Genomic DNA, 26,383 nt, shown 5'->3' with positions numbered 1-26,383 from the left:
CCGCCTTTTTCTATTGGTGATCCACGCGCGTGGAATCCAAGGCAAGCGCAAGCAGGCGGGCCTCGATCCGGGACTTGATGCCTTCGGGTGAGGTCAACGCCATTCGCTCGAGGGCATCCGGGTCACCCCCGTGGCCAGTGGCGAGGGCGTGCAGCAAGGTTGCGATCAATCCGCGGCGCGTGGCGGTGCGTGCCTTCAACCACGACAGCGCCCGCACCAGCTGCTGCTCGACATCGGTGAAGTCGCTGCCCAGCGGGTAGTCGGGCAGGGTGCCGTCACGACGCAGCGGGGCGAGGGCATCGTCAAGCGCCGCGGGCGTGTTGCGCGACCAGTCCGGTGGAGGTGCGAAGCCGTGCGCCAGCTTGCCGTTGCGGCGAGCATCCTCCAGCAGCCCGCGCTGGAAGCGCGCGTCGGTGATGGCGGCCATCGCGATCACGCAGTCCTCGTCGCTGCGGCCGCGCAGGTCGGCCACGCCGTACTCGGTGATGTACAGGTCGCGCAGGTGGCGGGGGATGGTGGTGTGGCCGTAGCTCCAGCGGATGTTGGACCCGGCGCCACTGCCGCCATCGCGTGTGGCCCGCAGCATGAGCGCGCTGCGCGCGTCCGGTAGCGCGTGCGCCATCGCCACGAAGTTGTACTGGCCGCCCACGCCCGAGACCACGCGGCCGTCGTCCAGCGCATCCGAGACCGCCGCGCCCAGCGCAGTGGCCATCATGCAGCTGTTGAAGAAGCGGGCGTCGCGGCGCTGCAGCCGCTCGAGCGTTTCGTTGCCGCCGTAGAGCTCGTTGACCTCGCTGATGCGGCGCATGCCGATGCCGCGGCGGGTGTCGTCGGGCAGTGCGCGCAGCCAGTCGTAGAAGTCGTGCGAGCCCAGGTAGAACGCGCCGTGCAGGAATTCGCCTTCGTTCTCCAGCCGGCGCAGGTCGTCCGCCGTTGCGGTGCCCTCGTCGAGTCGCCGCATCAATGGCAGGTCGTCCACCACGCGGCGACGGATGACGCCGGCCTCCACCAGCCGCTTGAAGCCTTCGTTGATCATCTCGCTGCAGCCGTACAGGCCGGTGTCGAACGGCCCGAGCGAAGGATCGTCCGCACGTGGCGAGTGCAACGCACGAAGTACCCGGCGGTAGGCGGGGTTGTCGGTGTGGCGCAGGGCCAGCGCATGGCACAACGCATCGGCCAGCGCGCCGATGCCGATCTGCAGCGTGCCGCCATCGGGCACGCGCGTGCTGGCGTGGAAGCCGATCGCGTAGTCGACCGCCGCCACGGGCTGCCGGGGCAGGGCGAACAGGCCCGGATGCGGCGCAGGTGGCGTCACCACAAGGTCGAACCAGGACGCATCGACGGCGGCGCTGCCACCCAGCCAGGGCAGGTGCGGGTCGACCTCCGCAACCAGCAGCGGGCGGTCCATGCCGCGCGCCAGCACCGCATCGACCGTGTCCTGGGTCAGGTCGGTGTTGGAGGACAGCGACAACCTCGCGCCATCGGGCGACGTCGCCACCTTTTGCACGATCGCGCCGACACCGCGGTCCGCGAGCGCGCGCGCCACGTGCGTGTAATTGAGGCTGGCGTAGTACCGCTGCGCCTGTGACGAGGCGAGCATCGCGCCCGACTGCAGGTAAAACTCTTCCACGCGCACGTGGGCGGGAAGCGCGTTGCGGCGCATTGCATCCACATAGGCCAGACGCGGGAAATCGTCGCCGAAGTGGCGCTGCACGAACGGCCCGAGGAACCGGCCCTCCAGCCCGGCACCCGGCCTCGGCGGGTCCAGCGACAGGGCGGTGTACAGGTGCAGTGGCCGCGCCGGGTCGCCCTCGATCCGGGCGTAAAGCGCGTTGAGCAGCCGGTGCGGCTTGCCCAGCCCCAGGGGCGCGCCCACGTGCAGGGTCGGGGGCAGACGGTCGAGCAGCCAGGCGACGGCGGTGTCCAGCGACTCGACTCGGACGGGTTCGGGGCGGGGGGCATGTGCGCTCATGGCGACACCCTAGCGCCGTCGCCGTGATCCCGCAGGCGCCGAAGCTCAGTGCAGCGGTGAGGTCTGGTTGGGCGCGGGCGCCAGCGAGTCGATGAATACGTCCGCAGGCTCCGGCCGCTGGATGTAATAGCCCTGCGCGCAATCGCAGCCCATCTCGGCCAGCATGCCCAGCGACTCGGCATCCTCCACGCCCTCGGCGACCACGCGCATCTTGAGGTGGTGGCCCAGGTCGATGATCGAACGCACCAGTTGGATCGACCGCCGGTCGTCGCGCAGGTCGCTGATGAAGCTGCGGTCGATCTTCAGCTCGGTGGCCGGGAAGTACTTAAGGTAGGCCAGCGACGAATAGCCCGCGCCGAAGTCGTCGATGGAGATGCCCAGCCCCTCCATGCGCAGGTCCTCGAGCCGGCGCAGGCTCAGCTTGGGGTCTTCCATCAGCGCGCTCTCGGTCACTTCCAGGGTGATCGCCGAGGCAGGTACGTTCCAGATGCCCAACGCCGACGTGATCTGGGCAACCAGGTCGCGTTCGCCGAACACGCGCGGCGACAGGTTGATCGAGAAGCAAAGGTTGGGGTCGACCGCACGGGCGCGGGCGGCATGGCGCAGGGTTGCGTTGATGCTCCAGCGTGTCAGCGGCGAAATCAGGCCGGTTTCCTCGGCCAGGATGATGAAGCGGTCGGGCGCGACCGGACCCAGGCGCTCATCGGTCCATCGCGCAAGCGATTCGGCCGCGATGATCCTGCGCGTGCGCAGGTCCAGCAACGGCTGCAGGTGGACCTGCAAGCGGTTGCCGAGGATGGCCTGGTGCAAGGCGTCGTACGGGATGAGCGGCGGGGTCCCGGCGGCGTCATAGAGTGCGCTGTCTTCGCTGTCGCGCAACGAGGCGCCGTAGGCGGTCTCGGCATTGTGGAGCAGTTGCTCGGCTTCGCGGCCATGGTCGGGGTGCACGCTGATGCCGACCTTGACCGACACCGGTGCCGCGCGGTCGCCCACTGGCAGCGGTTCGTCGAACGCGCGCACCACGCGTGCGCCGGCCAATGCGGCGTGGTTGTGGCCACGCAGCCCCGGAAGCATCACCACATATTCGTAGAGACCCAACTGCGTCACGGTGTCCTGCGGGCGCAGCACGCTTCCGATGCGCGCCAAGGCCGCCGCTCCCAGCGCGTCACCGGCGCCGAAGCCGTAGAACAGCCCGAACTCGCGCACCCGCTGCAGCCGCACCAGCATCACGCCCAGCACGCCATCGCCCTCGCGCCATGCCTCGAGCTGGCGTGCCAGTAGCGCCACCAGCTCGGTACGGGTCACAGGAACAGGTCCGCCGGGTCCAGCCCGTAAGCGCCGCGTTCCAGCGGCCGGACCACGTCCACACGCGGCAGCTCCGGCTGGCGCTCTGCGCGCAACATCAGGTCCAGGGGCTCGAAGCTCTCGCGAAGCGTCTTGTCTGCACCGGTCAGCAGCATCACCCTCGGCAACAGGCGCCGCATCGGGTTCTGGGTCATCACCACGCCCACCTCACCGGTGCTCAGCTCCACCAGCGAGCCGGTGGGGTACACGCCGAGGCAGCCGATGAACTGTTCCACTAGTTCCCGCTGGAACAGGCGGTCGCGCTCGCGGTAGATCACCTGCAACGCCTCGTGGCGTGCAATGGCGCGTGCGTGGGGGCGGTCGCTGGTGAGTGCGTCGAACGTATCGACGATGCCGCCGATTCGACCCAACAGGGGAATGGACGCGCCGCGGAGCCGGTCGGGGTACCCCGAGCCGTCGTGCCGCTCGTGGTGGCAGCGCACCATCTCGCGGACCGCAGCAGTGATGCCCGTCCCCTCGTCGATGGTTTCCATGCCCAGCACGACGTGCCGGCGCATTGCCGTCGCAGAGGTCGCGTCCAGGGGCCCCGGCTTGGCCAGCAGGCCAGGTTCCAGCCGGGTGATGCCGATGTCCATCAGCAGGCCGCCGGCGGCTACGTCCATCAACAGCTCCTGCGGCAGCCCGAGGTGGCGGCCGAACGCAGCCGCGAGCGCACTGCAGTTGATCGCATGGCTGTAGGCGTAGCCGTCGTGCTTTTGCAGTGCGTTGACCCAGAACAACGTATCGGCATTGCGCAGCACGCTGAGCACGACCGGCGAGACCGCATCCTCGACCAGCTTGCCCGCCAGCTTATGGCCGGCGCGGACGTCGTCGATGATCCGCTGTGCCAGGATGCTGCTCGCCCGATGGGCCTTGAGCGCGTCCGGCAGTTCCTCGTCGAAGTCCCGCGAGTCGGTGTACCGCGTCCGCCCCAGCTGGTCGTCGTCCACGCGCGGTGCGGCGGGGCGGCGCTCGAGCGTCCTGAGCGGCGCATCGCGCGGCTCGAGTCCGCGCTCGACATCGATCCACACCGACCGGCAGTACTGGCGCAGCAGCGCGACGTCATTGTCGGACTCCACCAGGAAGCCCTGCATCAGGAACGGCGTTTCGGTCCACGGGCGGTCCAGCCGGCACACGTACATGCCGGCCGCCACCTGGTCGATCCCGATTTCGCGTTCCTCAAGTCCCATGCCGTGTTCCCTGTGGCCCGGAGACCGGGCAAGCGTGGCATACATGGCGAGCGCCCATTCGGGCAGCTTTGCCGTGCATGCCTTGCGAAATCGTGTGCAACGTGGACCTCGCCCCCAGCGGCGTTCAACCACCGTCTGCCGAAACCGGCGCCACGTCCGTTCTGGAACGTGGAGCGCCGCGCCATACGGACGGTATCGGCGAATGGCGGAGCGCCTTGAGTGCCGGAAGGCATGTGCGGGACAGCTTGCTGAACAGCCGGCTGTTTCGGCAAACCGTGACGGGTGTCCGGCTCAGGCCAGCAGCAGCTTGGCCGCCGCGATCACCAGCACCACCCCCAGCGCGCGCCGGAGCGCGGTCACCGGCAACCATCGCAGTCCCATCTGCGTGCCCAGCAGCGCGCCGATCGCCACCGCGCCCAGCCACAGCGGCAGTGTCGCGGGGAGCGAGCCGGTCACCTGCACCAGGCCGGCCAGTGCAGTGAGTGAGTTGATCCACACGAACGCGACCGACGTGCCGCTGGCCTGCCGGGTCGGCATCCAGGGCATGAAAAGCAGCAGCGGGGTCAGGAAGATGGCGCCGCCGGTGCCGGTCAGCCCCGACAGGACGCCGATGACGGCACCCGACAGCAGCCCGGCCGCCCACGGCACCTGGCGCCCCATCGAGCGGCTGTCATCGTCGAGGGCATGGCCGGCACTGCGGAACACGCCTGCCGCCGCCACCAGCAGGATCAGCCCGAGCAGGATCGAATAGCTCTCGCGGGGCAACTGCACCCGCGCGGCGAGGTAGGCGGCAGGCGCCGACGCCAGCACGAACGGCAAGACGTTGCGCCAGCGCACGTGCCCACCCCGCCAGAACCGGAACAGCCCGATGCCGCCCACCAGCAGGTTGAGCGCCAGCGCGGTGGGGCGCATCTGCTCCGGTGCCAGGCCCATCAGGGCCATGGCGGCGATGTAGCCACTGGCGCCGGCATGGCCCACCGAAGAATAGAGCGCCGCCACCAGCAACAGCAGCAGCGCGACCCACCAGGCCGAATCGATCATCGGGCGATGGTACGGACGGCTCCGCCGCCGCGCGAGGTGGTGCGGTCAGCGCGCGTCGAACAGCCTCGCCACCTGCGAACCCGCCAGCAGGGCCAGCACGAACAGCACCGGCTCGAGCGCACCGTGGGCGAGGTTGGCCAGCGCCGGGCCCGGGCAATACCCGGCGATGCCCCAGCCCACGCCGAACAGCGTGCTGCCGACGAGCAGCCGCGTGTCGAACCTGGGTGCGGGTGCCGGCGGAATGGCGCCGCCGGTGAACGCAACGCCGCGTCGCCGCACCCACGCGAACCCGGGCACGGCCACGGCCAGCGCGCCGCCCATCACCAGCGCGAGCGACGGGTCCCATCGTCCGGCGATGTCGAGGAAGTTCAGCACCTTGTCCGGGTCGGTCATCCCCGACACAGCCAGGCCCAATCCAAACAGGGCGCCCGCGAGCAGCGCCCACGCCACGCGATGTGCGCTCATGCCATCACCCCCAGCGCGTGCCGCAGCACGTACACGGTGGCGAAGCCGGCGCCCATGAACAGTGCGACGGCCACCATCGAGCGGGGCGAGAGCCGCGCCAGGCCACAGATGCCGTGGCCGCTGGTGCAACCGCTGCCCAGGCGCGTGCCGAAGCCGACCAGCAGGCCGCCGGCCAGCAGCCACGGCAGGGGGAACCCGGTGCGCGGCGCCACGCCGGCCACCGCGAACCACACGCCGGCCGCGGCGATCAGGCCGACGAGGAAAGCGATGCGCCACGCGCGGTCGCCGCGCTGCTCGAGCGCGCCGTTGAACAGGCCGCTGATGCCGGCAATACGACCGAGCGAGGCCAGCAGCACCGTGGCCGCCAGGCCGATGAGTGCGCCGCCGGCCAGCGCGGTCCAGGGAGTGAATTCAGTGGGCATGTAGAAGTCCGTGCAGGGTCAGAACTGGTTGAGGGGAAGCTTGAGGTAGCGCACGCCGTTGCTCTCCGGCTCGGGCAGCTCACCGGCGCGGATGTTGGTCTGCACCGCGGGCAGGATCAGCGTCGGCATGGCGAGCGAGGCATCGCGCGTCTCGCGCATCTCCACGAACTGCTCCAGCGTGGTGCCGTCGTGCACGTGGATGTTGCTGCGCTTCTGCTCGCCGATGGTGGTTTCGCAGGCGAACTCGCGCCCACCCGGGCCGTAGTCGTGGCAGACGAACACACGCGTGTCGTCGGGCAGTTCGAAAAGCGTGTGGATCGACCGGTAAAGCGTGGCGGCGTCACCGCCGGGGAAATCGCAGCGCGCCGTGCCGCCGTCGGGCATGAACAGCGAGTCGCCGGTGAACAGCGCATCGCCGATGAGGAACGCGTTGGAGTCGTTCGTGTGGCCCGGCACCGGGATGACGCGGCCCTCGAGCGCGCCGATGCGGAACACCTCGTCCGGTGCGAACAGGTGGTCGAACTGCGAGCCGTCGACCGGGAAGTGCTCGCCCAGGTTGAAGATCGGGCGGAAGGTCTTCTGCACGGTGCGGATGCCTTCGCCGATGGCCAGCTTCGCGTGCGGCAGGTGCTCTTTCAGCCAGTGTCCGGCGCTCAAGTGGTCGGCATGCGCATGGGTTTCCAAGATCCACTGCACGTCCAGCGCGTGTTCGTTGACGAACGCCAGCACCTGCTCGGCCGACGCGGTCGAGGTGCGCCCGGCTTTGGGGTCGAAGTCCAGCACCGGGTCGACCAAGGCGGCCGTCTTGCCTTGGGGCTCGACGACGACATAGGTCCAGGTGTTGCTGTCGTGGTGGAAGAAGGGGTGGACGACGGGTTGCATGGTCGGGCTCCTGTCCATTGATGCGCATAATGTATCAGGCATTGCTAATTTAGCAAGGCCTACTATAATGCCCGCATTGCCCCTCGCAGTGCGTGCCATGCCGAGCCCGAAGCCAGCCCCGCCCCCGTCCGTGATCGACTTGCCCGACCCTGATGAGATGCAACGCCATGCCGGCGAGGCGGCGGCCCTGCTGCGTTCGCTCGCCAACGAACAGCGCCTGATGGTGCTGTGCCGGCTGGTCGGCGGCGAGCTGTCGGTCGGGCAGCTGCTCGACGGCACCGCGTTGTCGCAGTCGGCCCTGTCGCAGCACCTGGCGGTGTTACGCGAGGCCGGCCTGGTGGCGACGCGCCGGCAGGGACAGCAGGTTTTCTACTCGCTGCTGGACGGCCCGGCCTTGCGCGTGATGCAGACGCTGCACGGCATCTACTGCGCCCGAGACGCGTCGTGATGTGGCTGGCCTGGCTGGGTGCGGCCGCGATCGGGCTGAGCCTCGGGCTGCTGGGTTCGGGCGGGTCGATCCTCACCGTCCCAGTGCTGGTCTACCTGGTCGGGCAGCCGGAGAAGGTGGCGATCGCCGGGTCGCTGGCCATCGTCGGCGGCATCAGCCTGATCGCGGCGCTGCCGTGGACGTGGAAGCGGCAGGTCGACTGGCGCAACGTCGCGTGGTTCGGCGTGCCGGGGATGGTGGGCACCTGGATGGGCGCATGGCTGTCGACGTGGCTCAGCGGCGCCCTGCAACTGCTGGTGTTCGCGGTGGTCATGCTGCTGGCGGCTGCGATGATGCTGCGCCCGCCCAGGGCGCTGGCAGCTGGCACTGCGAATTCGGAAGAAGGTGCCGTGGACGCGACGGCGCCGCCGACGCGCAAGGTCGGACGCATCGCGCTGGACGGCCTGGTCGTCGGCGTGGTGACCGGCGTGGTCGGCGTCGGCGGCGGCTTCCTGATCGTGCCCGCGCTGGTGCTGCTGGGCGGCCTGGCGCTGCACCGCGCGATCGGCACCAGCCTGTGGATCATCTCGCTCAAGAGCTTCAGCGGATTCGCCAAGTACACCTCGGTCCTGGCCGGTGCCGGCCTGGCGCTGGACTGGCGCCTGATCGGCCTGTTCACCGCCATTGGCGCCGGCGGCAGCCTGCTCGGCGGCCGCGTGGCGCGGCGACTGCCGCAGGCACACCTGCAGCGGGCGTTCGCCGTGTTCCTGCTGTTGATGGGTGCGGGCATCGCCTGGCAGACCGCGCCCGACGCATTCGCCGCCACCCGTTCCCCCGACCCCACCGCGGAGATCACCCCCATGCAGTCCATCGACACCACCCTCGTACCCCAGGCCCGCCAGCCGCGACCGACGCTCGTGACCGGCGGCCAGCCCGCACCGGACGCCTGGGAGGCGCTGCGCGCGCAGGGCATCACCACCGTGATCAACCTGCGACCCGAGGCCGAGATGGACGGCCGCGACGAACGGGCCGAGGTTGCTGCTGCCGGCTTGGACTACCACCAGATCGCGGTGGATGGCGCCGGCGGCGTGACCGCGGCCAATGCCGATGCGCTGTGGTCCGTGCTGGACGAGGCCGAAGGCACCGTGCTGGTGCACTGCGCGTCGGGCAACCGCGTCGGTGCGCTGCTGGCACTGGGCGCTTCGCGCCAGGGCGGACGGTCGCCCGAGGAAGCGCTGGAGTGGGGCCAGGCGGCGGGCCTTACCGGGCTGGAACCCAAGGTGCGCGAAGCGCTGGGCCTGCCCCGCTCGGAATGACCCGACGCGCCGCGGCGCTCAGTCGCGCGCGTCCAGCACCCGGTTGAGCAGCATCGCCAGGCGGCTGCCACCGGCGCGCACCTGCGCCTCGGCGACGGGGCGCCAGGACTGCAGGTAGTCGGTGCCGAGCTTGGCGCGGGGCGGGTACACGCCATCTCGCATCGCCACCGAGCACGAATGCTCGGCCCAGCGGGCGGGGTCGGCCACCACGGGCACCGCCAGCGGCAGTCCACGAAGGCGGGCGAGCCACTGGTCCTCGTCGAGACCGGCGGTGTTGAACAGCCCGCTGTCCCACAGCGAATGCAGGTTGCCGCCCTTGCCATCCGCGCTGCCGTCGGGCCAGTTGACCTGCACGTCGTTTCCGCCGCGGTCGTGCGCGTTGCCGGCATGCATGGGCTGGTGGATGTCGCCGGTGAAGTGCACGACGAACTTCAGCGCCTGCAGCCGCTCGGCGCGCGGGCGCGAACGGTCGCCGAGGATCGCCGACTGCGCGCGGATCGCTTCCACCACGCAATCGCCGCCGCTGCAGGCCAGCGCGGCGTCGTACGCGCAGTCCATCTCGCCGAGGTTGACGTAGTGCCACGGTGCGCTGCGGCGGCCCAGGTCCGGGTCGTTGGCGCGCAGCTCGTCGGCCCAGGTGGCGATGCCCGGTAGCGTGGGGTCGGGCTCGCCGGCCAGCAGTGTCGTGATTTCCGCGCGGGCGGCCGGGTCGAGTTCGTCCCATGCCAGCGCCGCCACCAGGCGGTGCCCCAGCGGCCCCCACGCCGCGGCGGGCAGGGTGCACAGGGCCAGTCCGAGGGCCAGGAACAGGCGAAGGGCGGTGCGCGGCATGCGGGTGTTCCGTCGATGGGCCAGCGGCCGGGCCCGGGGGGCGCTAAAATAGCCGGCTTTCCCGTCCCACGCCCGTCAGGAGCCCGCAATGGCGATCAAGGTAGGTATCAACGGTTTCGGCCGCATCGGACGCAACGTCCTGCGTTCGGCCGTGCAGAACTTCGGCAATGACATCCAGGTCGTCGCCATCAATGACCTGCTGGAGCCGGAGTATCTGGCCTACATGCTGCGCTACGACTCCGTGCACGGCCGCTTCGACGGCGACGTGTCGATCGAGGGCAGCGACCTGGTCGTCAACGGCCGGAAGATCCGCCTGACGCAGGAGCGCGACCCGGCCAACCTGAAGTGGGACGAGGTCGGCGCCGACGTTGTCATCGAGTCCACCGGCCTGTTCCTGGACAAGGCCAGCGCGCAGAAGCACCTCGACGCCGGTGCGAAGAAGGTCCTGCTGTCGGCCCCGTCCAAGGACGACACGCCGATGTTTGTCTACGGCGTGAACCACCAGAAGTACGCTGGCGAGGCCATCGTGTCGAATGCCTCGTGCACCACCAACTGCCTGGCGCCGGTGGCCAAGGTGCTCAACGACAAGTGGGGCATCAAGCGCGGCCTGATGACCACCGTCCACGCCGCCACCGCCACCCAGAAGACCGTCGACGGCCCGTCCAACAAGGACTGGCGCGGCGGCCGCGGCATCCTCGAGAACATCATCCCGTCGTCCACCGGCGCGGCCAAGGCCGTCGGCGTGGTGCTGCCCGAGCTCAAGGGTAAGCTGACCGGCATGAGCTTCCGCGTGCCGACTTCCGACGTGTCGGTGGTCGACCTGACGGTCGAGCTGGAGAAGGACGCGAGCTACGCCGAGATCTGCGCCGAAATGAAGGCCCAGTCCGAGGGCGCGCTCAAGGGCATCCTGGGCTACACCGAGGACAAGGTCGTCGCCACGGATTTCCGCGGCGACGCGCGCACCTCGATCTTCGACGCGGAAGCCGGCATCGCACTGGACGGCACCTTCGTCAAGCTGGTGAGCTGGTACGACAACGAGTGGGGCTACTCCAACAAGTGCCTGGAGATGGTCAAGGTCATCGGCAAGTAAGCCGGCGCGCCGGACCCCGTGACAAGAAGAAGAAAGCCCCGCAATCGCGGGGCTTTTTTTGTGGTCACGTCACTTTTGTAGGAGCGGCTTCAGCCGCGATCGCACGAAAGCCACACCGCTGTTGTAGGAGCGACGTCAGTCGCGACTGCGCAACTCCGGACGTAGGTGGATCGCGACCTACGTTGCTCCTGCAACGGAGTCCGGTTTCCGATCGCGGCTGAAGCCGCTCCTACAGATGAGCCAAAGATCGCGCTGCCGCCCGCCCTGCTGCCTCAGAACGCCGCGTCGAACGCCACGTCCCCCTGCACGCCGACCTGGTAGGCCGACACCCGGCGCTCGAAGAAATTCGTTACCTCCTGCACGTCCTGAAGGTCCATGAAGCCGAACGGATTGGTGGCGCCAAAGTGCCGCGCCATGCCCAGCTGGCCCAGCCGCTGGTCGGCGCAGTACTCCAGGTACTGGCGCATGTCCTTCAGCGACAGGCCGACGACCCCGCCCGACAGCACGTCCTGGGCGAACGCCATCTCGCATTCCACCGCCTCGGTGAGCATCTGCACGATCTCGCCGCGCAACGCGTCGTCGAACAGCGACGGCTCTTCCCGCCGCACCGTGTCGATGACTTCGAAGGCGAACGCCATGTGGCAGCTCTCGTCGCGGAACACCCAGTTGGTGCCCGAGGCGAGGCCGTGCAGCAGGCCGCGCGAGCGCAGGTAGTAGACGTAGGCAAAGGCGGCGAAGAAGAACAGGCCCTCGATGCATGCGGCAAAGCACACCAGGTTGAGCAGGAACTGACGCCGCTGTTCGCGTGTTTCGATGCGCTTGAGGTCCTGCACCGAGTCCATCCAGCGGAAGCAGAAGTCGGCCTTGGCGCGGATCGACGGGATGTTCTCGACGGCGGCGAACGCCTTTGCACGCGCGGACGGGTCGGGCAGGTAGGTGTCGAGCAGGGTCAGGTAGAACTGCACGTGCAGCGCCTCCTCGTACAGCTGGCGAGACAGGTACATGCGCGCTTCGGGGGCGTTGATGTGCGTGTAGAGGTTGAGCACGAGGTTGTTGGAGACGATCGAATCGCCGGTGGCGAAGAACGCCACCAGCCGCTCCACCAGGTGCCGTTCGGCCTGGCCGAACTTGTGCTTGAGGTCGTTGACGTCCAGCGAGAAGTCGACTTCCTCCACCGTCCACGTGTTGCGGATCGCGTCGCGGTACATCTCGTAGAAGCGCGGGTAGCGCATGGGGCGCAGGGTGAGGTCGAAGCCGGGGTCGAGCAGGTGGCTGGGCATGGCGGGTCCTTGGGGTGATCTGTAGGAGCGGCTTCAGCCGCGATCAAGTTCCGGATCCCGGTAGGAGCGACGTGCGTCGCGACCGCGTGGCGGCGGACGACATCGAGGGTCGCGACCCACGTCGCGACCACTCGGGTCGCCAGGCATCCGATCGCGGCTGAAGCCGCTCCTACAGAGGAGTGGCCTACTGGCAGGCCTCGCAGCTTTCCGGGTTCTCCAGCGAGCAGGCGACCGCGGCTACCGGCGTTGGCATGCTCACGGTTGATTTGGCAATGCGCGTCGCCGGCCGGGAGCGCAGGTAGTACGTCGTTTTCAGTCCCTGCTTCCACGCATGCATGTACATGGACGACAGTGCACCGATGCTCGGGCTTTCGATGAAGAGGTTGAGCGACTGGCTCTGGTCGATGAACGCGCCGCGTTCGGCGGCCATGTCGATGAGCGAGCGCATCGGCAACTCCCATGCGGTGCGGTAAACCTGCCGCAGCGGCCCGGGAATGGCCTCGATGCCCTGAATCGACCCTTCACTCACCTTGATCGCGTCGCGCAGCTCCGGCGTCCACAGGCCCAGCGCCTTGAGTTCGTCCACGAGGTAGCGGTTGACCACGATGAAGTCGCCCGACAGCGTCTCGCGCTTGAACAGGTTCGAGACCTGCGGCTCGATGCACTCGTAGCAGCCGGCGATCGAGGCGATGGTCGCGGTGGGTGCGATCGCGACCAGCAGCGAATTGCGCAGGCCGTGTTCGCGGATGCGCGCGCGCAGCGCGTCCCAGCGCGCCGCATCGTCGGGTACCACGCCCCAGGCATCGAACTGCAATTCGCCGTGGGCGGCGCGGGTTTCCCCGAAGCCCGGGTGGCGGCCGTGCTCCAGCGCAAGCTCGTTCGAGGCGGACAAGGCGTGGAAGTAGATCTCCTCGGCGATCTTCCTGGACAACACGCGCGCCGGCGCCGAGTCGAACGGCAGCCGCAGTTTGAAGAAGACGTCCTGCAGGCCCATCGTGCCGAGCCCGACCGGGCGCCACTTGAGGTTGGCGCGGCGGGCAGTGTCGATCGGGTAGAAGTTCAGGTCGATGACGCGGTCGAGCTGGCGCACGGCCAGCCGCACGGTGTCGGCCAGGCGCTCGAAATCGAAGCGCCCGATTGAAGCCGGTCCCGCCTCGCCGTGCACCGCGCCTTCCGGGTACACCTCGACGTGGTGGGAGAGGTTGATCGATCCCAGGTTGCAGACCGCGGTTTCGTCCTGGGAGGTGACCTCCAGGATCTCCGTGCACAGGTTGGACAGGTGTACGACGTTGCCGGCGCGCGCGGTCTGGTTGCAGGCGCGGTTGGCCTTGTCCTTGAAGTTCATCCAGCCGTTTCCGGTCTGCGCCAGCGTGCGCATCATCCGGCCGTACAGCTCGCGCGCCTTGATCTGCCTGACCGCCAGGCCAGCGGCTTCGGCGGCGGCGTAGGCGCGGTCGAACGCCTCGCCGAACAGGTCCGTCAGCTCGGGCACGGTGTGCGGATCGAACAGCGACCACGGCGCATCCGCTTCCACCCGGCGCATGAACTCGTCGGGGATCCAGTTGGCCAGGTTGAGGTTGTGCGTGCGCCGCGCCTCGTCGCCGGTGTTGTCGCGCAGTTCCAGGAACTCCTCGACGTCCGCGTGCCAGGGCTCCAGGTACACGCAGGCCGCGCCCTTGCGCTTGCCGCCCTGGTTGACCGCCGCCACCGACGCATCGAGCGTCTTCAGCCACGGCACGATGCCGTTGCTCAGGCCGTTGGTGGAGCGGATCAGCGATCCGCGCGAGCGGATGCGGGTGTAGCTCAGGCCGATGCCGCCGCTGAACTTGCTCAGCTTGGCCACGTCCATGTAGCGCCTGTAGATCGACTCCAGCGAGTCTTCCGGCGAATCCAGCAGGAAGCAGGACGACAGCTGCTCGTGCCTGGTGCCCGCGTTGAACAGCGTCGGCGAGGAGGGGATGTAGTCCAGCTGCGCCATGCGCCGGTAGAGCGCCAGCGCGTCTGACACGTCCTCGCTCAGTGCGCAGGCCACGCGCATGAAGAACTGCTGGGGCGTCTCGATGACCGTGCGCGCCTTGGGGTGGCGCAGCAGGTAGCGGTCGTACAGGGTGCGCAGGCCGAAGTAGTCGAAGCGCTGGTTGAGGTTGTTGTCGATCGCATCGTTGAGCTTGCGCGCGTTCGCCTGCACGAAGCCCAGCAGCCGGTCGTTGACCAGGCCCAGGTCGTGTCCGCGCTGCACCGATTGCGAGAACGCATTGATGTCGATCCCGGCGACTTCCTTCTCGATCACCCCGGCCAGCAGGCGGGCGGCGAGGCGGCCGTACTCGGGCTCCTCGGCGGTGAGCAGCGCGGCGGTGCGGATCGACAGCTCGTCGAGTTCGCGCGTGGTCGCGCCGTCGTACAGCCCGGAGATGGTGCGGGTGGCCACGCGCATCGGGTCGATAGCGTGCAGGCCGTCGCTGCAGCGCGTGATAGCACGGACGATCTTGTTGAGGTCGACCGGCTCGCGGCCACCGTTGCGCTTGGTCACGGCCATGCTGAAGGCGGTGGCGGGCGGCGTCAGGGCGAAGCTGTCCGTGCCAACGGCGGTTGGGATCGGGCTCGGGTCGGTGTCGTGTGCCGCGGTGGTGGACGCAGGTGCCCCGGCAAGTGCCGTGGCGGTGTCTTCGGTGGTCATGGTGGAACTCCGGTGCATGGCGCACGGGTCGTCGGCCTCCCCTCGAAGGGCGACGCGGGCGCGGGAGTCCACAAAGTGAAGCGGGGGTGTCGCGCAGGCCGCGATCGACGGCCGGGCCTTCGCGGGCAGGGCCCGGCGACGGCTGCCCGCAGGTGCGGGCCACGACACCGACCGCCTTCCCCCGAAGGCTCCCTGGCCGGTCTCCGCGCGGCGTGCTTCGCGCGGCTGTCGGCAGGTCTTCGGGCTCTGGACACGGAACGGAAGTGATTGCTGCAGGAGCGGCTTCAGCCGCGATCGGATGGCCGGTCGCCCGTCCGATTCCAGTTCGCGGCCGAAGCCGCGCCTGCACCACACACCCGTTCCACCTACCGGCCGTCGCTTCCCGGGGCGTTCGCCCCAGTGCCATGACGGCTTTCGTTTCCACTACCGCTGCGGGGCAGCGCCGGAGTCGGCCAGGCGATCACATCGATCACCCATGGCCTGGACCGGCTTCCCTTTTCAGCCGACCGCAAGGCCGGCACCGACAGGCACAACATATCGTGTTTTCGGGCGACGTCAACGCGATATGTTGTAAAAAGAGATCATCCAAGGAAGGCCGGTTGGTCCAGCCGTTGCCGCAGGGCCGGTGCGATCCGGACGCTTCTGTACAGCAGCGATGTGGGTCGCGACCCGTGCACGTCGGGCGGGATGCGGTCGCGACTGACGTCGCTCCCGCAGTCGCCCTGGTGCCCGTGCTGTTTGCCCCCGCAGCCCCGGCTCCGGACAATAGCCGGCTCCCCGCACCGACCACGGACGACGCCATGACCCTGCTCCGCATGACCGACCTCGACCTTTCCGGCAAGCGCGTGCTGATCCGCGAGGACCTCAACGTGCCGATCGAGGACGGGCGGATCACGTCCGAGCAGCGCATCACCGCGGCTCTGCCGACGCTGAAGCTGGCGCTTGGGAAGGGCGCGGCGGTCATGGTGATGTCGCACCGCGGCCGCCCCAGCGAGGGCGTGTGGAGCGAGCACGAGTCGCTGCAGCCCGTCGCCGATCGCCTCGGTGAGCTGCTGGGCATGGACGTGCCGCTCATCAAGGACTGGGTCGGTGGCGTGCCCGTCCATCCCGGCCAGCTGGTGATGCTGGAGAACTGCCGCATGAACGTCGGCGAGAAGAAGGACGACGAGGCGCTGGCCAAGGCCTACGCGGCGCTGTGCGACGTCTTCGTCATGGACGCCTTCGGCACCGCGCACCGTGCGCAGGCCTCCACCCATGGCGTCATCCGCCACGCGAAGGTGGCTTGTGGCGGCCCGCTGCTGATGGCCGAGCTCGACGCGCTGGGCAAGGCGCTCGACAACCCGGCGCGTCCGTTGCTGGCGATCGTGGCCGGCTCCAAGGTCAGCACCAAGCTGGAGCTGCTGTCCTCCTTGGTGGGCAAGGTCGACCAGCTGATCGTCGGCGGCGGCATCGCCAACACGTTCATCGCCGCGATGGGGCACGACGTCGGCACGTCGCTGGTGGAAACCGACCTGGTCGACACCGCGAAGAAGATCATGGCCGACGCCAGGGCACGCGGTGCGGACATCCCGGTGCCGACCGACGTGGTGGTCGCACCGAAGTTCGCTGCCGACGCCCCGGCCACGGTCAAGGCCGTTGACGCGGTGGACGCCGACGACATGATCCTGGACATCGGCCCGGACACGGCCGCCCGCTACGCGGCGATGATCGCCAAGGCCGGCACGGTGGTGTGGAACGGCCCGGTGGGCGTGTTCGAGTTCGACGCGTTCGGCAAGGGCACCGAGGCGCTGGCGCGTGCGATCGCCGCGTCCAGTGCGTTCTCCATCGCCGGCGGTGGCGACACGCTGGCCGCGGTCGACAAGTACGGCATCGCCGACGACGTCTCGTACATCTCCACCGGCGGCGGCGCGTTCCTGGAGTTCCTGGAAGGCAAGGAGCTGCCGGCGGTGGCGGCGCTGCGCGCGCGCGGCTGATCCGCGGCGAGCACGCCCGCTCTTGTAGGAGCGGCTTCAGCCGCGAAGCCACTCCCGGCTGCACTTGCATGCCGTTGTAGGAGCGACGTAAGTCGCGACCGCGCACCTCCGGCCGCCTGCGGATCGCGACTCACGTCGCTCCTACATTGGGGTGGCGACGCCATCGTGATCGCGGCTGAAGCCGCTCCTACAGGTCGGCGCCGGGGCCGGGGTTTCGACCGCGCCACTCCCGCGCCAGCAGGCCGTGCCAAGCGCTGTCGCAGATCTCCCCACCCACCTGCCACCGCTCGCGTAGCAGGCCTTCCTGCTGGAAGCCGAGAGAGCGCGCCAGGCGCATCGACCCTTCGTTGCGCGGATCGATGTCGGCCTCCACGCGACGAAGGCCAAGCGTGTCGAACGCGTGGTCCAGCACCAGTGCCACCGCCTCGCGCGCCAGGCCGCGGCCCCAGTGCGCGCTGCCCAGCGCATAGCCGATCTCGGCACGGCCCTGGGCGCGGTCGATCGATGCGAGCGTGGCCGTGCCGACCAGCGTGTCCGAAGGTGGCAGCGTGATGACCCAGCAGAGCATGTCGTCCGGGTTGCGCGCGGCCAGGGCACGCGCGAAGTAGTCTCGTCCCTGCGCCGGGTCGGTCCAGGCGGGGAAGCTCCAGTAGCGCATCACGCGCGTGTCGGAATGCAGGGCGAACAGCCCCGCCCCATCGTCCGAATGGAAACCCCGCAGCGCGACCCGCGGGCCTTCCAGCCGGGGCAGGGCTTCGAAATCGGCGGGCGGGGAAGGGGCATCGATTCGCGGCATACGTATTCAGTCCGGAAGGGCGCAAACGCTGTGCTAGCGTGCGGTCAGCCACGACGAGTCTGCCATGTCCGCCATTGCCCGCCGCACCAAGATCCTCGCCACCCTCGGTCCGGCCACCGACAAGCCCGGCGTGCTCGACGCGCTGCTGGCGGCCGGCGTCGACGTGGTCCGCCTCAACTTTTCCCACGGCGACCCGGCCTCGCAGGTCGCCCGGGCCGAGGCGGTGCGCGCGGCCGCGCGCCGGGTCGGGCGCGAGGTCGGCATCCTGGCCGACCTGCCCGGCCCGAAGATCCGCATCGAGACCTTTGCCGACGGCAACGTCGAGCTGAAGGCCGGCGACCGCTTCGACCTGGTCGCCAGCGCGGACGCCCCCGCGGGCGACACCCGCCAGGTCGGCGTCAGCTATCTCGGCCTGCCCGGCGATGTCGCGCCCGGCGACGTGCTGCTGCTGGACGACGGCCTGCTGCAGCTGCAGGTGGAGTCGGTGGACGGTGCGCGCATCGCCTGCACCGTGCTCAACGACGGCGTGCTGTCCAATCGCAAGGGCCTGAACAAGCAGGGCGGCGGGCTGTCGCTGGGCGCGCTGACCGAGCACGACGAGGCACTGATCAAGGTCGCCGCCAAACTGGAGGCCGACTTCATCGCGGTGTCGTTCTGCCGCAACGCCGCCGACATGGACCGCGCGCGGGAAGTGGCCCGCGCCGCCGGCAGCGAGGCCGCGATGGTGTCGAAGATCGAGCGCGCCGAGGCGATCGAGAACCTGGCCGAGATCGTGGACGCCAGCGACGTGGTGATGGTCGCGCGCGGCGACCTGGGCGTGGAGATCGGCGATGCCGAACTGCCCGGCCTGCAGAAGAAGATCATCCGCGAGTCGCTGGCGCGAAACCGCGTGGTGATCACCGCCACGCAGATGCTGCAGTCGATGGTGGAAAGCCCGATCCCGACCCGCGCCGAGGTGCTGGACGTGGCCAATGCGGTCATCGACGGCACCGACGCGGTGATGCTGTCGGCCGAGTCGGCCGCCGGCCGCTACCCGGTCAAGGCGGTGGAGGCGATGTCGCGCATCTGCATGGGCGCCGAGCGCCAGTTCAGCCACGACACCGATTTCGAGAAGGCGCCGCGCAACCTGGAGAAGGCCGACCAGGCGATCGCGATGGCGGCGATGTTCCTGTCCGAGCACATCGGCGTGCGCGCGATCGTCGCCATGACCGAGTCCGGCGGCACCGCGCGCTTCCTGTCGCGCTTCCGCTCACCGGCGCCGATCTTCGCGCTGTCGCGGCATGCACCGTCGCGCCGGAAGATGGCGATGATGCGCGACGTGCGGCCGCTGGAGTTCGACAGCCGCGGGCTGGCCTCGCGCGACGCCGCCCGCGTCGCGGTCAAGCAGCTGTTCGACGACGGCCTGCTGGCCGAGGGCGAGCGTCTGATCTTCACCAGCGGCGACCACATGGAGCACCGCGGCGCCACCAACACCCTGCGCCTGCTGCAGGTCGGCCCTGATGGCGTGGCGGAGGGGCTGGGGGAGCTGTAGCCCGGGTAAGCGAAGCGCACCCGGGACCAGCCGGCGGCGATGAACCCGGGTGCGCTTCGCTTACCCGGGCTACGCCTGCTCCTGCAGGCGGCGGCCGCCGTAACTGGCTGTTTGGGCTGGGATGTCGTGGCCCGGGCCCGCGCGCGCCGGCTATAATCGCCGGCTTCCACCCGCCAGCCGCAGGACACCCCATGAGCATCGAACAGCTTGCCGAAACCGCCCAGGCCATGGTCGCCGAAGGCAAGGGCATCATCGCCATCGACGAGTCCAACGCCACCATCAAGAAGCGGTTCGACGGCGTGGGCATCGAGTGCACGGAAGAAAACCGCCGCGCCTACCGCGAGCTGCTGCTCACCACCCCGAAGCTGTCGGACTACATCTCCGGCGCGATCCTGTTCGACGAGACCATCCGCCAGTCCACCAGGGACGGCGTGCCGTTCGCCAAGGTCATGGCCGATAACGGCATGATCCCGGGCATCAAGGTCGACAAGGGCGCGCACCCGCTGGCCGGCTTCCCGGGCGAGTTGGTGACCGAGGGCCTGGACGGCCTGCGCGCACGGCTGGAGGAGTACTACAAGCTGGGGGCCCGCTTCGCCAAGTGGCGCGCGGTGATCAACATCGACGACGACGCTCCGTCGGGCACCTGCATCGAGGCCAACAGCCACGCGCTGGCGCGCTACGCCGCGCTGTGCCAGGAGCAGGGCCTGGTGCCGATGGTCGAGCCGGAAGTGATCATGGACGGCAGCCACGACATCGACACCTGCTACGAGGTCACCGAAGTCGTGCTGCGCTCGCTGTTCGGCTCGCTGTACGAGCACAACGTGGTGCTGGAAGGCACCATCCTGAAGGCGTCGATGGTGGTGCCCGGCACGACCAGCGGCGAGAAGGCCTCGGTCGAGGACGTGGCACTCGCCACCCTGCAGTGCCTGAAGTCGACCGTGCCGGCGACGCTGCCGGGCATCGTGTTCCTGTCCGGCGGCCAGTCCGACGAAGACGCCACCGCGCACCTGGATGCAATGAACCGCATGGGCCCGAAGCCGTGGCCGCTGAGCTTCAGCTACGGCCGCGCCATGCAGTCGGCCGCGCTCAAGCTGTGGTCGCAGGACATCGCCAACAACGTCGCCGCCGCGCAGCAAACGGTGTATGCCCGCGCCAAGGACAACGGCCTGGCGGCGATGGGCCAGTGGACGAAGGGCGCCTGATTCGATCCGCGTCCCTGCAGTAAGCGAAAACGCCGGCCAAGTGCCGGCGTTTTCATTTCCGTCCACCTGTAGGAGCGGCTTCAGCCGCGATCGCAGGCTGGAAGCCAGGCCGTTGTAGGAGCGACGTAAGTCGCGACCACGCACCTCCGGACACCGGCGCGGGTCGCGACTTACGTCGCTCCTACATGCGGATCCGCGGCACCGGGGATCTGATCGCGGCTGAAGCCGCTCCTACACGGAGCGGGCGGGGCTACGGCAACCCTGCCAACCACTCGTCATCGCTTCCTTCGTTGACGTCCTCGAACAGGAACGTGCTCAGGTAGCGCTCGCCGGTGTCAGGCAGCATCGTCAGGATCACCGCTCCGTCCTCGGCAGTGCGTGCGACCTCGAGTGCGGCCGCGGCGGTCGCGCCGGCCGACACGCCGACGAAAAGGCCTTCCTCCTGCGCCAGCCGGCGCGCGGTGTCGCGCGCGGTCGTGTCGTCGATCGCGACGATCGCGTCGGCCACGTCGCGATTGAGCACGTCCGGCACGAAGTCCGGCGTCCAGCCCTGGATCTTGTGCGGCTGCCACTCCTTGCCCGACAGCAGCGCCGCGCCTGCCGGCTCGCTGGTGGTGATGCGCACCTCGGGCCGCGCCAGCTTGAGCATCTCGCCCACGCCGGTCAGCGTGCCGCCGGTGCCCCAGCCGGTGACGAAGTGGTCTAGCCGGCGGCCGGCGAAGTCCTGCAGGATCTCCGCTGCCGTCGTGTTGCGGTGGTAGGCCGGGTTGGCGGGGTTCTGGAACTGCCGGGCGAGGAACCAGCCGTGTTGCTTGGCCAGTTCCTCGGCGCGGCGGACCATGCCGCTGCCGCGCTCGGCCGCCGGCGTCAGGATGACGCGCGCGCCGTAGGCCCGCATCAGCTTGCGGCGTTCGATCGAGAAGGTCTCGCTCATCGTCGCGACGAACTTGTAGCCGCGCGCCGCGCACACCATCGCCAGCGCGACGCCGGTGTTGCCGGAGGTGGCTTCCACCACGGTGTCGCCGGGTTTGAGCAGTCCCCGGGCCTCCGCGTCGAGGATGATCGCCAGCGCCAGCCGGTCCTTGACCGAGCCGCCGGGGTTGAACGATTCGACCTTCGCGTAAAGGGTCACGTTCGAAGGGGCGAGGCGATGCAGGCGCACGACCGGGGTGCGGCCGATGGTGTCGAGGATGCTGTCGTGGATCATGGCGGGGCTCGCGTGGGGAGGGGGAGCGAAGCGGGGGTCTGAATCCGGAACGGCCGCTCCAGCGTACCTGCATGGCGAACGGCACGCTGGCCGTGCGGGGGCCATGGGCGCAGGCGGGTATCCACGCCGCGTCCGGGCCGCCCGGGCCGGCGCGGCTGTCGCGATGCCACCGTCGACATTGCCCCTCCGGGCTTTGCGCGATCGGCTGTCAACCTTTGGCCCACGCGGGCGTTACACCCCCTTGGCTACACTGCCGCGCTTGCTGTCCCCCCACCACTCCCGTTCAGAGAGAGGCATGCGACCCCACTCCCGTTTCGGTGCCATCGGCGCCCTTGTACTTTCTTTGGCCCTGGCGGCCTGTGGCAACAATGAAGCGGCGCAGGGCGGCGGGGGCGACCGGGCGGTGCCTGTGACGACCGAGCAGGTGCGCATGCGGCCGTGGAGCGACACGGTGCAGGCGCTGGGCACGGTGACGGCGCGCGAGTCGGTCACGGTCACGGCCAAGGTCAGCGAGACGGTGACGGACGTGCACTTCGACAGCGGCGACCGGGTCCGTGCGGGCGCGCCACTGGTGACGTTGAGCGGCCAGGCCCAGCAGGCGCAATTGCGCGAGGCGCAGACGGCCGCCAATGAGGCCACCCAGCTGTTCCGCCGCCAGGAGGAGCTGGCGTCGCAGCAACTCATTGCGCGCTCGTCGCTGGATGCGCAACGCGCCGCGCGCGACGCCGCCAACGCCCGTGTGGCGCAGATCCGCGCGCAGCTCGCCGACCGCGTCGTGCGTGCACCCTTTTCCGGCGTGCTGGGTCTTCGCCAGGTCAGCCCTGGAGCGCTGGTGACGCCGGGCACGCCCATCGCCACGCTCGACGACATCGACCGCGTGTACGTGGACTTCCCCGTGCCGGAAACCGCGCTTGCGGTGCTGGGCGAGGGCCAGTTGCTGCGCGGCACCACCGCCGCCTATCCGGCCCGCACCTTCGAAGGCGTGGTCAGCACCATCGATTCGCGGGTCGACCCCGCCACCCGCGCGGTGACGGTGCGCGGCGATTTCGCCAACCCCGACAACCTGCTGCGTCCGGGCATGCTGGTGCAGATCGTGCTCAGCCGGCCCGAGCGCGAGGCGCTGGTGATCCCGGAGATCGCCATCGTCCAGGTCGGCAGCCGTTCCTATGTCTGGCGCGTCGGCGAGGACGACACGGTGACGCAGGCGACGGTGACGGTCGGCGCGCGCCGCGAAGGCCTGGCCGAAGTGACCGAGGGACTGGTCCCGGGCGACCGTATCGTGGTCGACGGCACCGGCAAGTTGCGGCCGGGCGACCGCATCGAGGAGGGCACCGTCTCGCGGGCCGAGCCGCGCGCACCCGCAGCCGTGTCCCCGGCCGATGGCCGCGACAGCGGTCCGGGCCGGGCCATTCCGGCGACGCCAGCGGCCGATGCCGCGGGCAGCAATGGCGACGAGGCGCGTGGTGAAGACGCCGCGGCGCCGTCGTCGCAGGCGCCCGCGCAGCCCGCACCCGCCGACCGGGACTGATCCATGAACGTCTCCGACCTCTCCATCCGCCGCCCCGTGTTCGCCACGGTGATGAGCCTGCTGCTCATCGTCCTGGGCGTCATGGCGTTCAGCCGCCTGACGCTACGCGAGCTGCCGGCGATCGACCCGCCGATCGTGTCGGTGGACGTCAACTACCCCGGCGCGTCCGCCGCGGTAGTGGAGACGCGCATCACGCAGGTGCTGGAGGATGCGCTGTCGGGGATCGAGGGCATCGAGACGATCCAGTCCAACAGCCGCAATGGGCGGGCCGGCGTCACGCTGGAGTTCACGCTGGAACGCGACATCGAGGCGGCCGCCAACGACGTGCGCGATGCCATCAGCGGCATTGCCGACCGCCTGCCGCAGGAAGCCGATCCGCCCGAAGTCGAGAAGGCCGACAGCGACTCGGACACGGTCATCTGGCTCAACATGAGCTCGACCAACATGGACAGCCTGCAGCTGTCCGATTACGCCGAGCGCTACATCGTCGATCGCCTGTCCAGCCTGGACGGCGTGGCGCGCGTGCAGATCGGCGGCCAGCAGCGCTACGCCATGCGCATCTGGCTCGACAGTGCGGCGATGGCCGCGCGCGGCATCACCGCCAGCGACGTCGAGGCTGCCCTGCGCGCCGAGAACGTCGAGTTGCCGGCCGGCCGCATCGAGTCGGAAAACCGTGATTTCACACTGCGCGTGGCGCGCGACTACGTCGAGCCGCAAGACTTCGCGCAGATCCCGATCCGCGCCGGCGCCGACGGCTACGTGGTGCGCATCGGCGACATCGCCCAGGTCGAGCTGGCATCGGCCGAGCGCCGCGCCTACTACAAGAGCAACGGCGAGCCCAACATCGGCCTCGGCATCATCAAGACGTCCACGGCCAACGCGCTGGACGTGACGCGCGCGGCGCGTGCGCAGGCCGAGGAGATCCAGAAGACGCTGCCGGAAGGCACCGACATCTTCGTGGCCTTCGACGACACGCTGTTCATCGAGGCGTCGATCGAGCGCGTGTACTGGACGCTGGCCGAGGCGATCGCGCTGGTGCTGATCGTGATCTGGCTGTTCCTGGGCAGCTTGCGCGCCGCGTTGATCCCGGCACTGACGGTGCCGGTCTGCCTGATCGCCGCATTCATTCCGCTGTACCTGTTCGACTACTCGATCAACCTGCTCACCCTGCTGGCGCTGGTGCTGTCGATCGGCCTGGTGGTGGACGACGCCATCGTGGTGCTCGAGAACATCCAGCGCCGCGCCGACCTGGGCGAGCCGCGCCTGGTTGCCGCGCGCCGCGGCACCCGCCAGGTCGCGTTCGCCGTGATCGCCACCACCACCGTGCTGGTCGCGGTGTTCCTGCCGGTGGGCTTCATGGAAGGCAACACCGGCCGTCTGTTCCGCGAGCTGTCGGTCGCGCTGGCCGGTGCGGTGGCGCTGTCGGCGTTCGTTGCACTGACGCTGACGCCGATGATGGCGTCGAAGCTGGTACGGCCGCACAGCGAGGAGAAGTCGACCCGCGTCAATCGCTGGGTCAACGCGCGCCTGGACGGCGTGACGCGTCGTTATCGGAGCGTGCTGGAGCGAAACGTCGAGCGGCACTGGCTGTTCGCCGCGCTGATGCTGGCGGCCGTGGCCGCGACCTGGGGCCTGGTGAAGTGGGTGCCGTCGGAACTGGCGCCTGCAGAAGATCGCGGCGCGTTCTTCATCTCGATCCAGGGGCCGGAAGGTGCGGGCTTCGACTACACGGTCGGCCAGGTCCAGCAGGTGGAGCGGGTCATGGCCCAGCACGCCGGCGAGGGCAGGGCGATCCGCCGCTACAACACGCGCGCGCCGGGTGGCTGGGGCGCCAGCGAGGAAATGCACACCGGCAACGTGATCGTGTTCCTGCAGGACTGGAACGAGCGCGAGCAGAGCACGGCCGAGGTCGCCGACTCGCTGCGTGCCGACCTGGGCCAGCTGACGGGCGTGCAGGCGCAGCCACGTGTGGGCGGTGGCCTGGTCGGCAGCCGCGGCCAGCCGATCCAGATCGTGCTCGGCGGCCCCGAGTACGCCGAGATCGCGCAGTGGCGCGACACGATGATGGCCCGGATGGAAGACAACCCAGGCTTCTTCTCGGTGGATTCGGACTACAAGGAAACCCGTCCGCAGATGCGCGTGCAGATCGACCGCCAGCGCGCCGCCGACCTGGGCGTCAGCGTGACGGAGATCGGCCGCGCGCTGGAAACGATGATGGGCAGCCGGCAGGTCACGACCTTCGTGCAGGACGGCGAGGAGTACGACGTCATCGTGCAGGCCGGCCGCGACGGCCGCGCCAGCCCCGCCGACCTTTCCGCGATCGAGGTGCGCTCGCGCGATGGCGCGCTGGTCCCGCTGTCCAACCTGGTCACGCTCACCGAACTCGCCGAGGCCGGCAGCCTCAACCGCTTCAACCGCCTGCGCGCGATCACCATCAGTGCCGGCCTGGCACCGGGCTACACGATGGGCGAGGCGCTGGAGTTCCTCAACAGCACGGTCGAGCAAGAACTGCCCGAGTACGCGCAGATCGACTGGAAGGGCGAGTCGCGCGAGTACCAGAAGGCCGGCGGCGCGGTGCTGCTGACCTTCACCCTGGCGCTGCTGGTGGTGTACCTGGTGCTGGCCGCGCAGTTCGAGAGCTTCATCCACCCGCTGGTGATCATGCTGACGGTGCCGCTGGGCGTGCTCGGCGCGCTGATCGGCCTGGCGGTGACCGGCGGCACGCTCAACCTGTTCAGCCAGATCGGCATCGTGATGCTGGTGGGCCTGGCGGCCAAGAACGGCATCCTGATCGTGGAGTTCGCCAACCAGCTGCGCGACGAAGGGCGGTCGGTCCACCAGGCCATTGTCGAGTCGGCCGGCGTGCGCCTGCGCCCGATCCTGATGACGTCGATCGCGACCATTGCCGGTGCGCTGCCGCTGGTGCTGGCGGGCGGCCCCGGCTCGGCCAGCCGCGCCACCATCGGCGTGGTGGTGATCGCCGGCGTCGCGTTCTCGACCCTGCTGTCGCTGTTCGTGGTGCCGGTGTTCTACACGTTGCTCGCGCCGTACACGCGCTCGCCCAACGCGGTGGCGCAGAAGCTGGAGAAGCTGGAAGCCGAGACGCCGGACGCGGGCGGGCTGGCCTGACGCCCGCGCGCTGAAGCGGCCTGTGTTGCCCGGGTAGGCGCGGGCGCTTGTCCGGTGGCGGCGGCCTGGCGTGCGTCGTC

General features: G+C 69.4%; 20 protein-coding genes and 1 riboswitch. Of the genes, 8 read left to right on the top strand and 12 right to left on the bottom strand.

The annotated features are described in order from the left end of the window. Positions 1-10: 10 nt before the first annotated feature. From K6753_RS13330 to K6753_RS13300, 7 genes are all read right to left on the bottom strand, one after another. On the bottom strand, positions 11-1,972 hold the full coding sequence (locus tag K6753_RS13330; protein WP_223676956.1) for an acetyl-CoA hydrolase/transferase C-terminal domain-containing protein: 1,962 nt from the start codon (positions 1,970-1,972) through the stop codon (positions 11-13). Positions 1,973-2,017: 45 nt separating this feature from the next. After that, positions 2,018-3,277, bottom strand: a complete 1,260-nt coding sequence (locus K6753_RS13325) for a putative bifunctional diguanylate cyclase/phosphodiesterase (protein WP_223676955.1) — start codon at positions 3,275-3,277, stop codon at positions 2,018-2,020. Next, positions 3,274-4,506, bottom strand: a complete 1,233-nt coding sequence (locus K6753_RS13320) for an HD-GYP domain-containing protein (RefSeq protein WP_223676954.1) — start codon at positions 4,504-4,506, stop codon at positions 3,274-3,276. Before K6753_RS13320 ends, K6753_RS13325 begins: the two co-directional genes overlap by 4 nt. A gap of 291 nt (positions 4,507-4,797) precedes the next feature. Then, a complete protein-coding gene (locus K6753_RS13315; protein WP_223676953.1) occupies positions 4,798-5,547 on the bottom strand; it encodes a sulfite exporter TauE/SafE family protein in 750 nt (249 codons plus the stop codon). Between the two features lie 45 nt (positions 5,548-5,592). Then, positions 5,593-6,012: a DUF6691 family protein gene (locus K6753_RS13310; protein ID WP_223676952.1), complete on the bottom strand. Its 420-nt coding sequence runs from the start codon at positions 6,010-6,012 to the stop codon at positions 5,593-5,595. Further along, positions 6,009-6,434 carry a YeeE/YedE family protein gene (locus tag K6753_RS13305; RefSeq protein WP_223676951.1) on the bottom strand — a complete coding sequence of 142 codons (426 nt, stop codon included), beginning with the start codon at positions 6,432-6,434 and terminating at the stop codon, positions 6,009-6,011. The genes K6753_RS13310 and K6753_RS13305 overlap by 4 nt, the downstream gene beginning before the upstream one ends. A gap of 18 nt (positions 6,435-6,452) precedes the next feature. Then, on the bottom strand, positions 6,453-7,316 hold the full coding sequence (locus tag K6753_RS13300) for an MBL fold metallo-hydrolase (RefSeq protein ID WP_223676950.1): 864 nt from the start codon (positions 7,314-7,316) through the stop codon (positions 6,453-6,455). A gap of 97 nt (positions 7,317-7,413) precedes the next feature. Between K6753_RS13300 and K6753_RS13295 the strand changes: the two genes are divergently transcribed. Together K6753_RS13295 and K6753_RS13290 are read left to right on the top strand one after the other, a co-directional pair. Continuing rightward, complete coding sequence (locus K6753_RS13295) at positions 7,414-7,764, top strand: metalloregulator ArsR/SmtB family transcription factor (protein WP_425492133.1); 351 nt, start codon at positions 7,414-7,416, stop codon at positions 7,762-7,764. Further along, positions 7,764-9,059 (top strand): TSUP family transporter, encoded by a 1,296-nt coding sequence (locus tag K6753_RS13290; RefSeq protein WP_223676996.1) that lies wholly within the window; start codon positions 7,764-7,766, stop codon positions 9,057-9,059. The genes K6753_RS13295 and K6753_RS13290 overlap by 1 nt, the downstream gene beginning before the upstream one ends. A gap of 18 nt (positions 9,060-9,077) precedes the next feature. Here K6753_RS13290 and K6753_RS13285 read toward each other — a convergent pair whose 3' ends face one another. Continuing rightward, positions 9,078-9,890, bottom strand: coding sequence for a S1/P1 nuclease (locus K6753_RS13285; protein ID WP_223676949.1), 813 nt, complete (start codon positions 9,888-9,890; stop codon positions 9,078-9,080). 88 nt (positions 9,891-9,978) lie between these two features. On the opposite strand from K6753_RS13285, the gene gap reads away from it, so the two are divergent. Next, the gene (gene gap / locus K6753_RS13280; RefSeq protein WP_223676948.1) at positions 9,979-10,980 is read left to right on the top strand and encodes a type I glyceraldehyde-3-phosphate dehydrogenase; all 1,002 of its coding nucleotides are present in this window, start codon (positions 9,979-9,981) and stop codon (positions 10,978-10,980) included. 272 nt (positions 10,981-11,252) lie between these two features. Here gap and K6753_RS13275 read toward each other — a convergent pair whose 3' ends face one another. Both K6753_RS13275 and K6753_RS13270 read right to left on the bottom strand, forming a co-directional pair. Further along, positions 11,253-12,260, bottom strand: a complete 1,008-nt coding sequence (locus K6753_RS13275) for a ribonucleotide-diphosphate reductase subunit beta (RefSeq protein ID WP_223676947.1) — start codon at positions 12,258-12,260, stop codon at positions 11,253-11,255. A 184-nt stretch (positions 12,261-12,444) separates the two neighbouring features. Further along, positions 12,445-14,796 carry a ribonucleoside-diphosphate reductase subunit alpha gene (locus K6753_RS13270; protein WP_223676995.1) on the bottom strand — a complete coding sequence of 784 codons (2,352 nt, stop codon included), beginning with the start codon at positions 14,794-14,796 and terminating at the stop codon, positions 12,445-12,447. Positions 14,797-15,150: 354 nt separating this feature from the next. After that, positions 15,151-15,477, bottom strand: a riboswitch (cobalamin riboswitch). A gap of 260 nt (positions 15,478-15,737) precedes the next feature. Between K6753_RS13270 and K6753_RS13265 the strand changes: the two genes are divergently transcribed. Next, positions 15,738-16,910 carry a phosphoglycerate kinase gene (locus K6753_RS13265; RefSeq protein WP_223676946.1) on the top strand — a complete coding sequence of 391 codons (1,173 nt, stop codon included), beginning with the start codon at positions 15,738-15,740 and terminating at the stop codon, positions 16,908-16,910. 187 nt (positions 16,911-17,097) lie between these two features. Here K6753_RS13265 and K6753_RS13260 read toward each other — a convergent pair whose 3' ends face one another. After that, positions 17,098-17,706 carry a GNAT family N-acetyltransferase gene (locus K6753_RS13260; protein ID WP_223676945.1) on the bottom strand — a complete coding sequence of 203 codons (609 nt, stop codon included), beginning with the start codon at positions 17,704-17,706 and terminating at the stop codon, positions 17,098-17,100. A gap of 64 nt (positions 17,707-17,770) precedes the next feature. Between K6753_RS13260 and pyk the strand changes: the two genes are divergently transcribed. Next, positions 17,771-19,237 carry a pyruvate kinase gene (pyk, locus tag K6753_RS13255; RefSeq protein WP_223676944.1) on the top strand — a complete coding sequence of 489 codons (1,467 nt, stop codon included), beginning with the start codon at positions 17,771-17,773 and terminating at the stop codon, positions 19,235-19,237. A gap of 191 nt (positions 19,238-19,428) precedes the next feature. Further along, positions 19,429-20,439 carry a class I fructose-bisphosphate aldolase gene (locus K6753_RS13250; RefSeq protein ID WP_223676943.1) on the top strand — a complete coding sequence of 337 codons (1,011 nt, stop codon included), beginning with the start codon at positions 19,429-19,431 and terminating at the stop codon, positions 20,437-20,439. 250 nt (positions 20,440-20,689) lie between these two features. Here the strand turns inward: K6753_RS13250 and cysK are convergent, their stop codons facing one another. Continuing rightward, entirely contained in the window at positions 20,690-21,646 is a 957-nt protein-coding gene (gene cysK, locus K6753_RS13245) for a cysteine synthase A (protein ID WP_223676942.1), read from the bottom strand. Between the two features lie 295 nt (positions 21,647-21,941). On the opposite strand from cysK, the gene K6753_RS13240 reads away from it, so the two are divergent. Together K6753_RS13240 and K6753_RS13235 are read left to right on the top strand one after the other, a co-directional pair. Further along, positions 21,942-23,174, top strand: a complete 1,233-nt coding sequence (locus K6753_RS13240) for an efflux RND transporter periplasmic adaptor subunit (protein WP_223676941.1) — start codon at positions 21,942-21,944, stop codon at positions 23,172-23,174. A 3-nt stretch (positions 23,175-23,177) separates the two neighbouring features. After that, positions 23,178-26,303, top strand: a complete 3,126-nt coding sequence (locus K6753_RS13235; RefSeq protein ID WP_223676940.1) for an efflux RND transporter permease subunit — start codon at positions 23,178-23,180, stop codon at positions 26,301-26,303. Positions 26,304-26,383 lie beyond the last annotated feature (80 nt).

This window comes from Novilysobacter selenitireducens (assembly GCF_020026895.1).
Taxonomy (GTDB): Bacteria; Pseudomonadota; Gammaproteobacteria; order Xanthomonadales; family Xanthomonadaceae; genus Lysobacter_C; species Lysobacter_C selenitireducens.
Note: the sequence above shows the minus strand (reverse complement) of the source record. Positions and strands in the feature narration are given on the sequence as shown.

Coding starts and splice junctions, on each gene's coding strand:
- K6753_RS13330 (WP_223676956.1), bottom strand. CDS start 1,972: ATGAGCGCACATGCCCCCCGCCCCGAACCCGTCCGAGTCGAGTCGCTG.
- K6753_RS13320 (WP_223676954.1), bottom strand. CDS start 4,506: ATGGGACTTGAGGAACGCGAAATCGGGATCGACCAGGTGGCGGCCGGC.
- K6753_RS13315 (WP_223676953.1), bottom strand. CDS start 5,547: ATGATCGATTCGGCCTGGTGGGTCGCGCTGCTGCTGTTGCTGGTGGCG.
- K6753_RS13310 (WP_223676952.1), bottom strand. CDS start 6,012: ATGAGCGCACATCGCGTGGCGTGGGCGCTGCTCGCGGGCGCCCTGTTT.
- K6753_RS13305 (WP_223676951.1), bottom strand. CDS start 6,434: ATGCCCACTGAATTCACTCCCTGGACCGCGCTGGCCGGCGGCGCACTC.
- K6753_RS13300 (WP_223676950.1), bottom strand. CDS start 7,316: ATGCAACCCGTCGTCCACCCCTTCTTCCACCACGACAGCAACACCTGG.
- K6753_RS13295 (WP_425492133.1), top strand. CDS start 7,414: ATGCCGAGCCCGAAGCCAGCCCCGCCCCCGTCCGTGATCGACTTGCCC.
- K6753_RS13290 (WP_223676996.1), top strand. CDS start 7,764: ATGTGGCTGGCCTGGCTGGGTGCGGCCGCGATCGGGCTGAGCCTCGGG.
- K6753_RS13285 (WP_223676949.1), bottom strand. CDS start 9,890: ATGCCGCGCACCGCCCTTCGCCTGTTCCTGGCCCTCGGACTGGCCCTG.
- gap (WP_223676948.1), top strand. CDS start 9,979: ATGGCGATCAAGGTAGGTATCAACGGTTTCGGCCGCATCGGACGCAAC.
- K6753_RS13275 (WP_223676947.1), bottom strand. CDS start 12,260: ATGCCCAGCCACCTGCTCGACCCCGGCTTCGACCTCACCCTGCGCCCC.
- K6753_RS13270 (WP_223676995.1), bottom strand. CDS start 14,796: ATGGCCGTGACCAAGCGCAACGGTGGCCGCGAGCCGGTCGACCTCAAC.
- K6753_RS13265 (WP_223676946.1), top strand. CDS start 15,738: ATGACCCTGCTCCGCATGACCGACCTCGACCTTTCCGGCAAGCGCGTG.
- K6753_RS13260 (WP_223676945.1), bottom strand. CDS start 17,706: ATGCCGCGAATCGATGCCCCTTCCCCGCCCGCCGATTTCGAAGCCCTG.
- pyk (WP_223676944.1), top strand. CDS start 17,771: ATGTCCGCCATTGCCCGCCGCACCAAGATCCTCGCCACCCTCGGTCCG.
- K6753_RS13250 (WP_223676943.1), top strand. CDS start 19,429: ATGAGCATCGAACAGCTTGCCGAAACCGCCCAGGCCATGGTCGCCGAA.
- cysK (WP_223676942.1), bottom strand. CDS start 21,646: ATGATCCACGACAGCATCCTCGACACCATCGGCCGCACCCCGGTCGTG.
- K6753_RS13240 (WP_223676941.1), top strand. CDS start 21,942: ATGCGACCCCACTCCCGTTTCGGTGCCATCGGCGCCCTTGTACTTTCT.
- K6753_RS13235 (WP_223676940.1), top strand. CDS start 23,178: ATGAACGTCTCCGACCTCTCCATCCGCCGCCCCGTGTTCGCCACGGTG.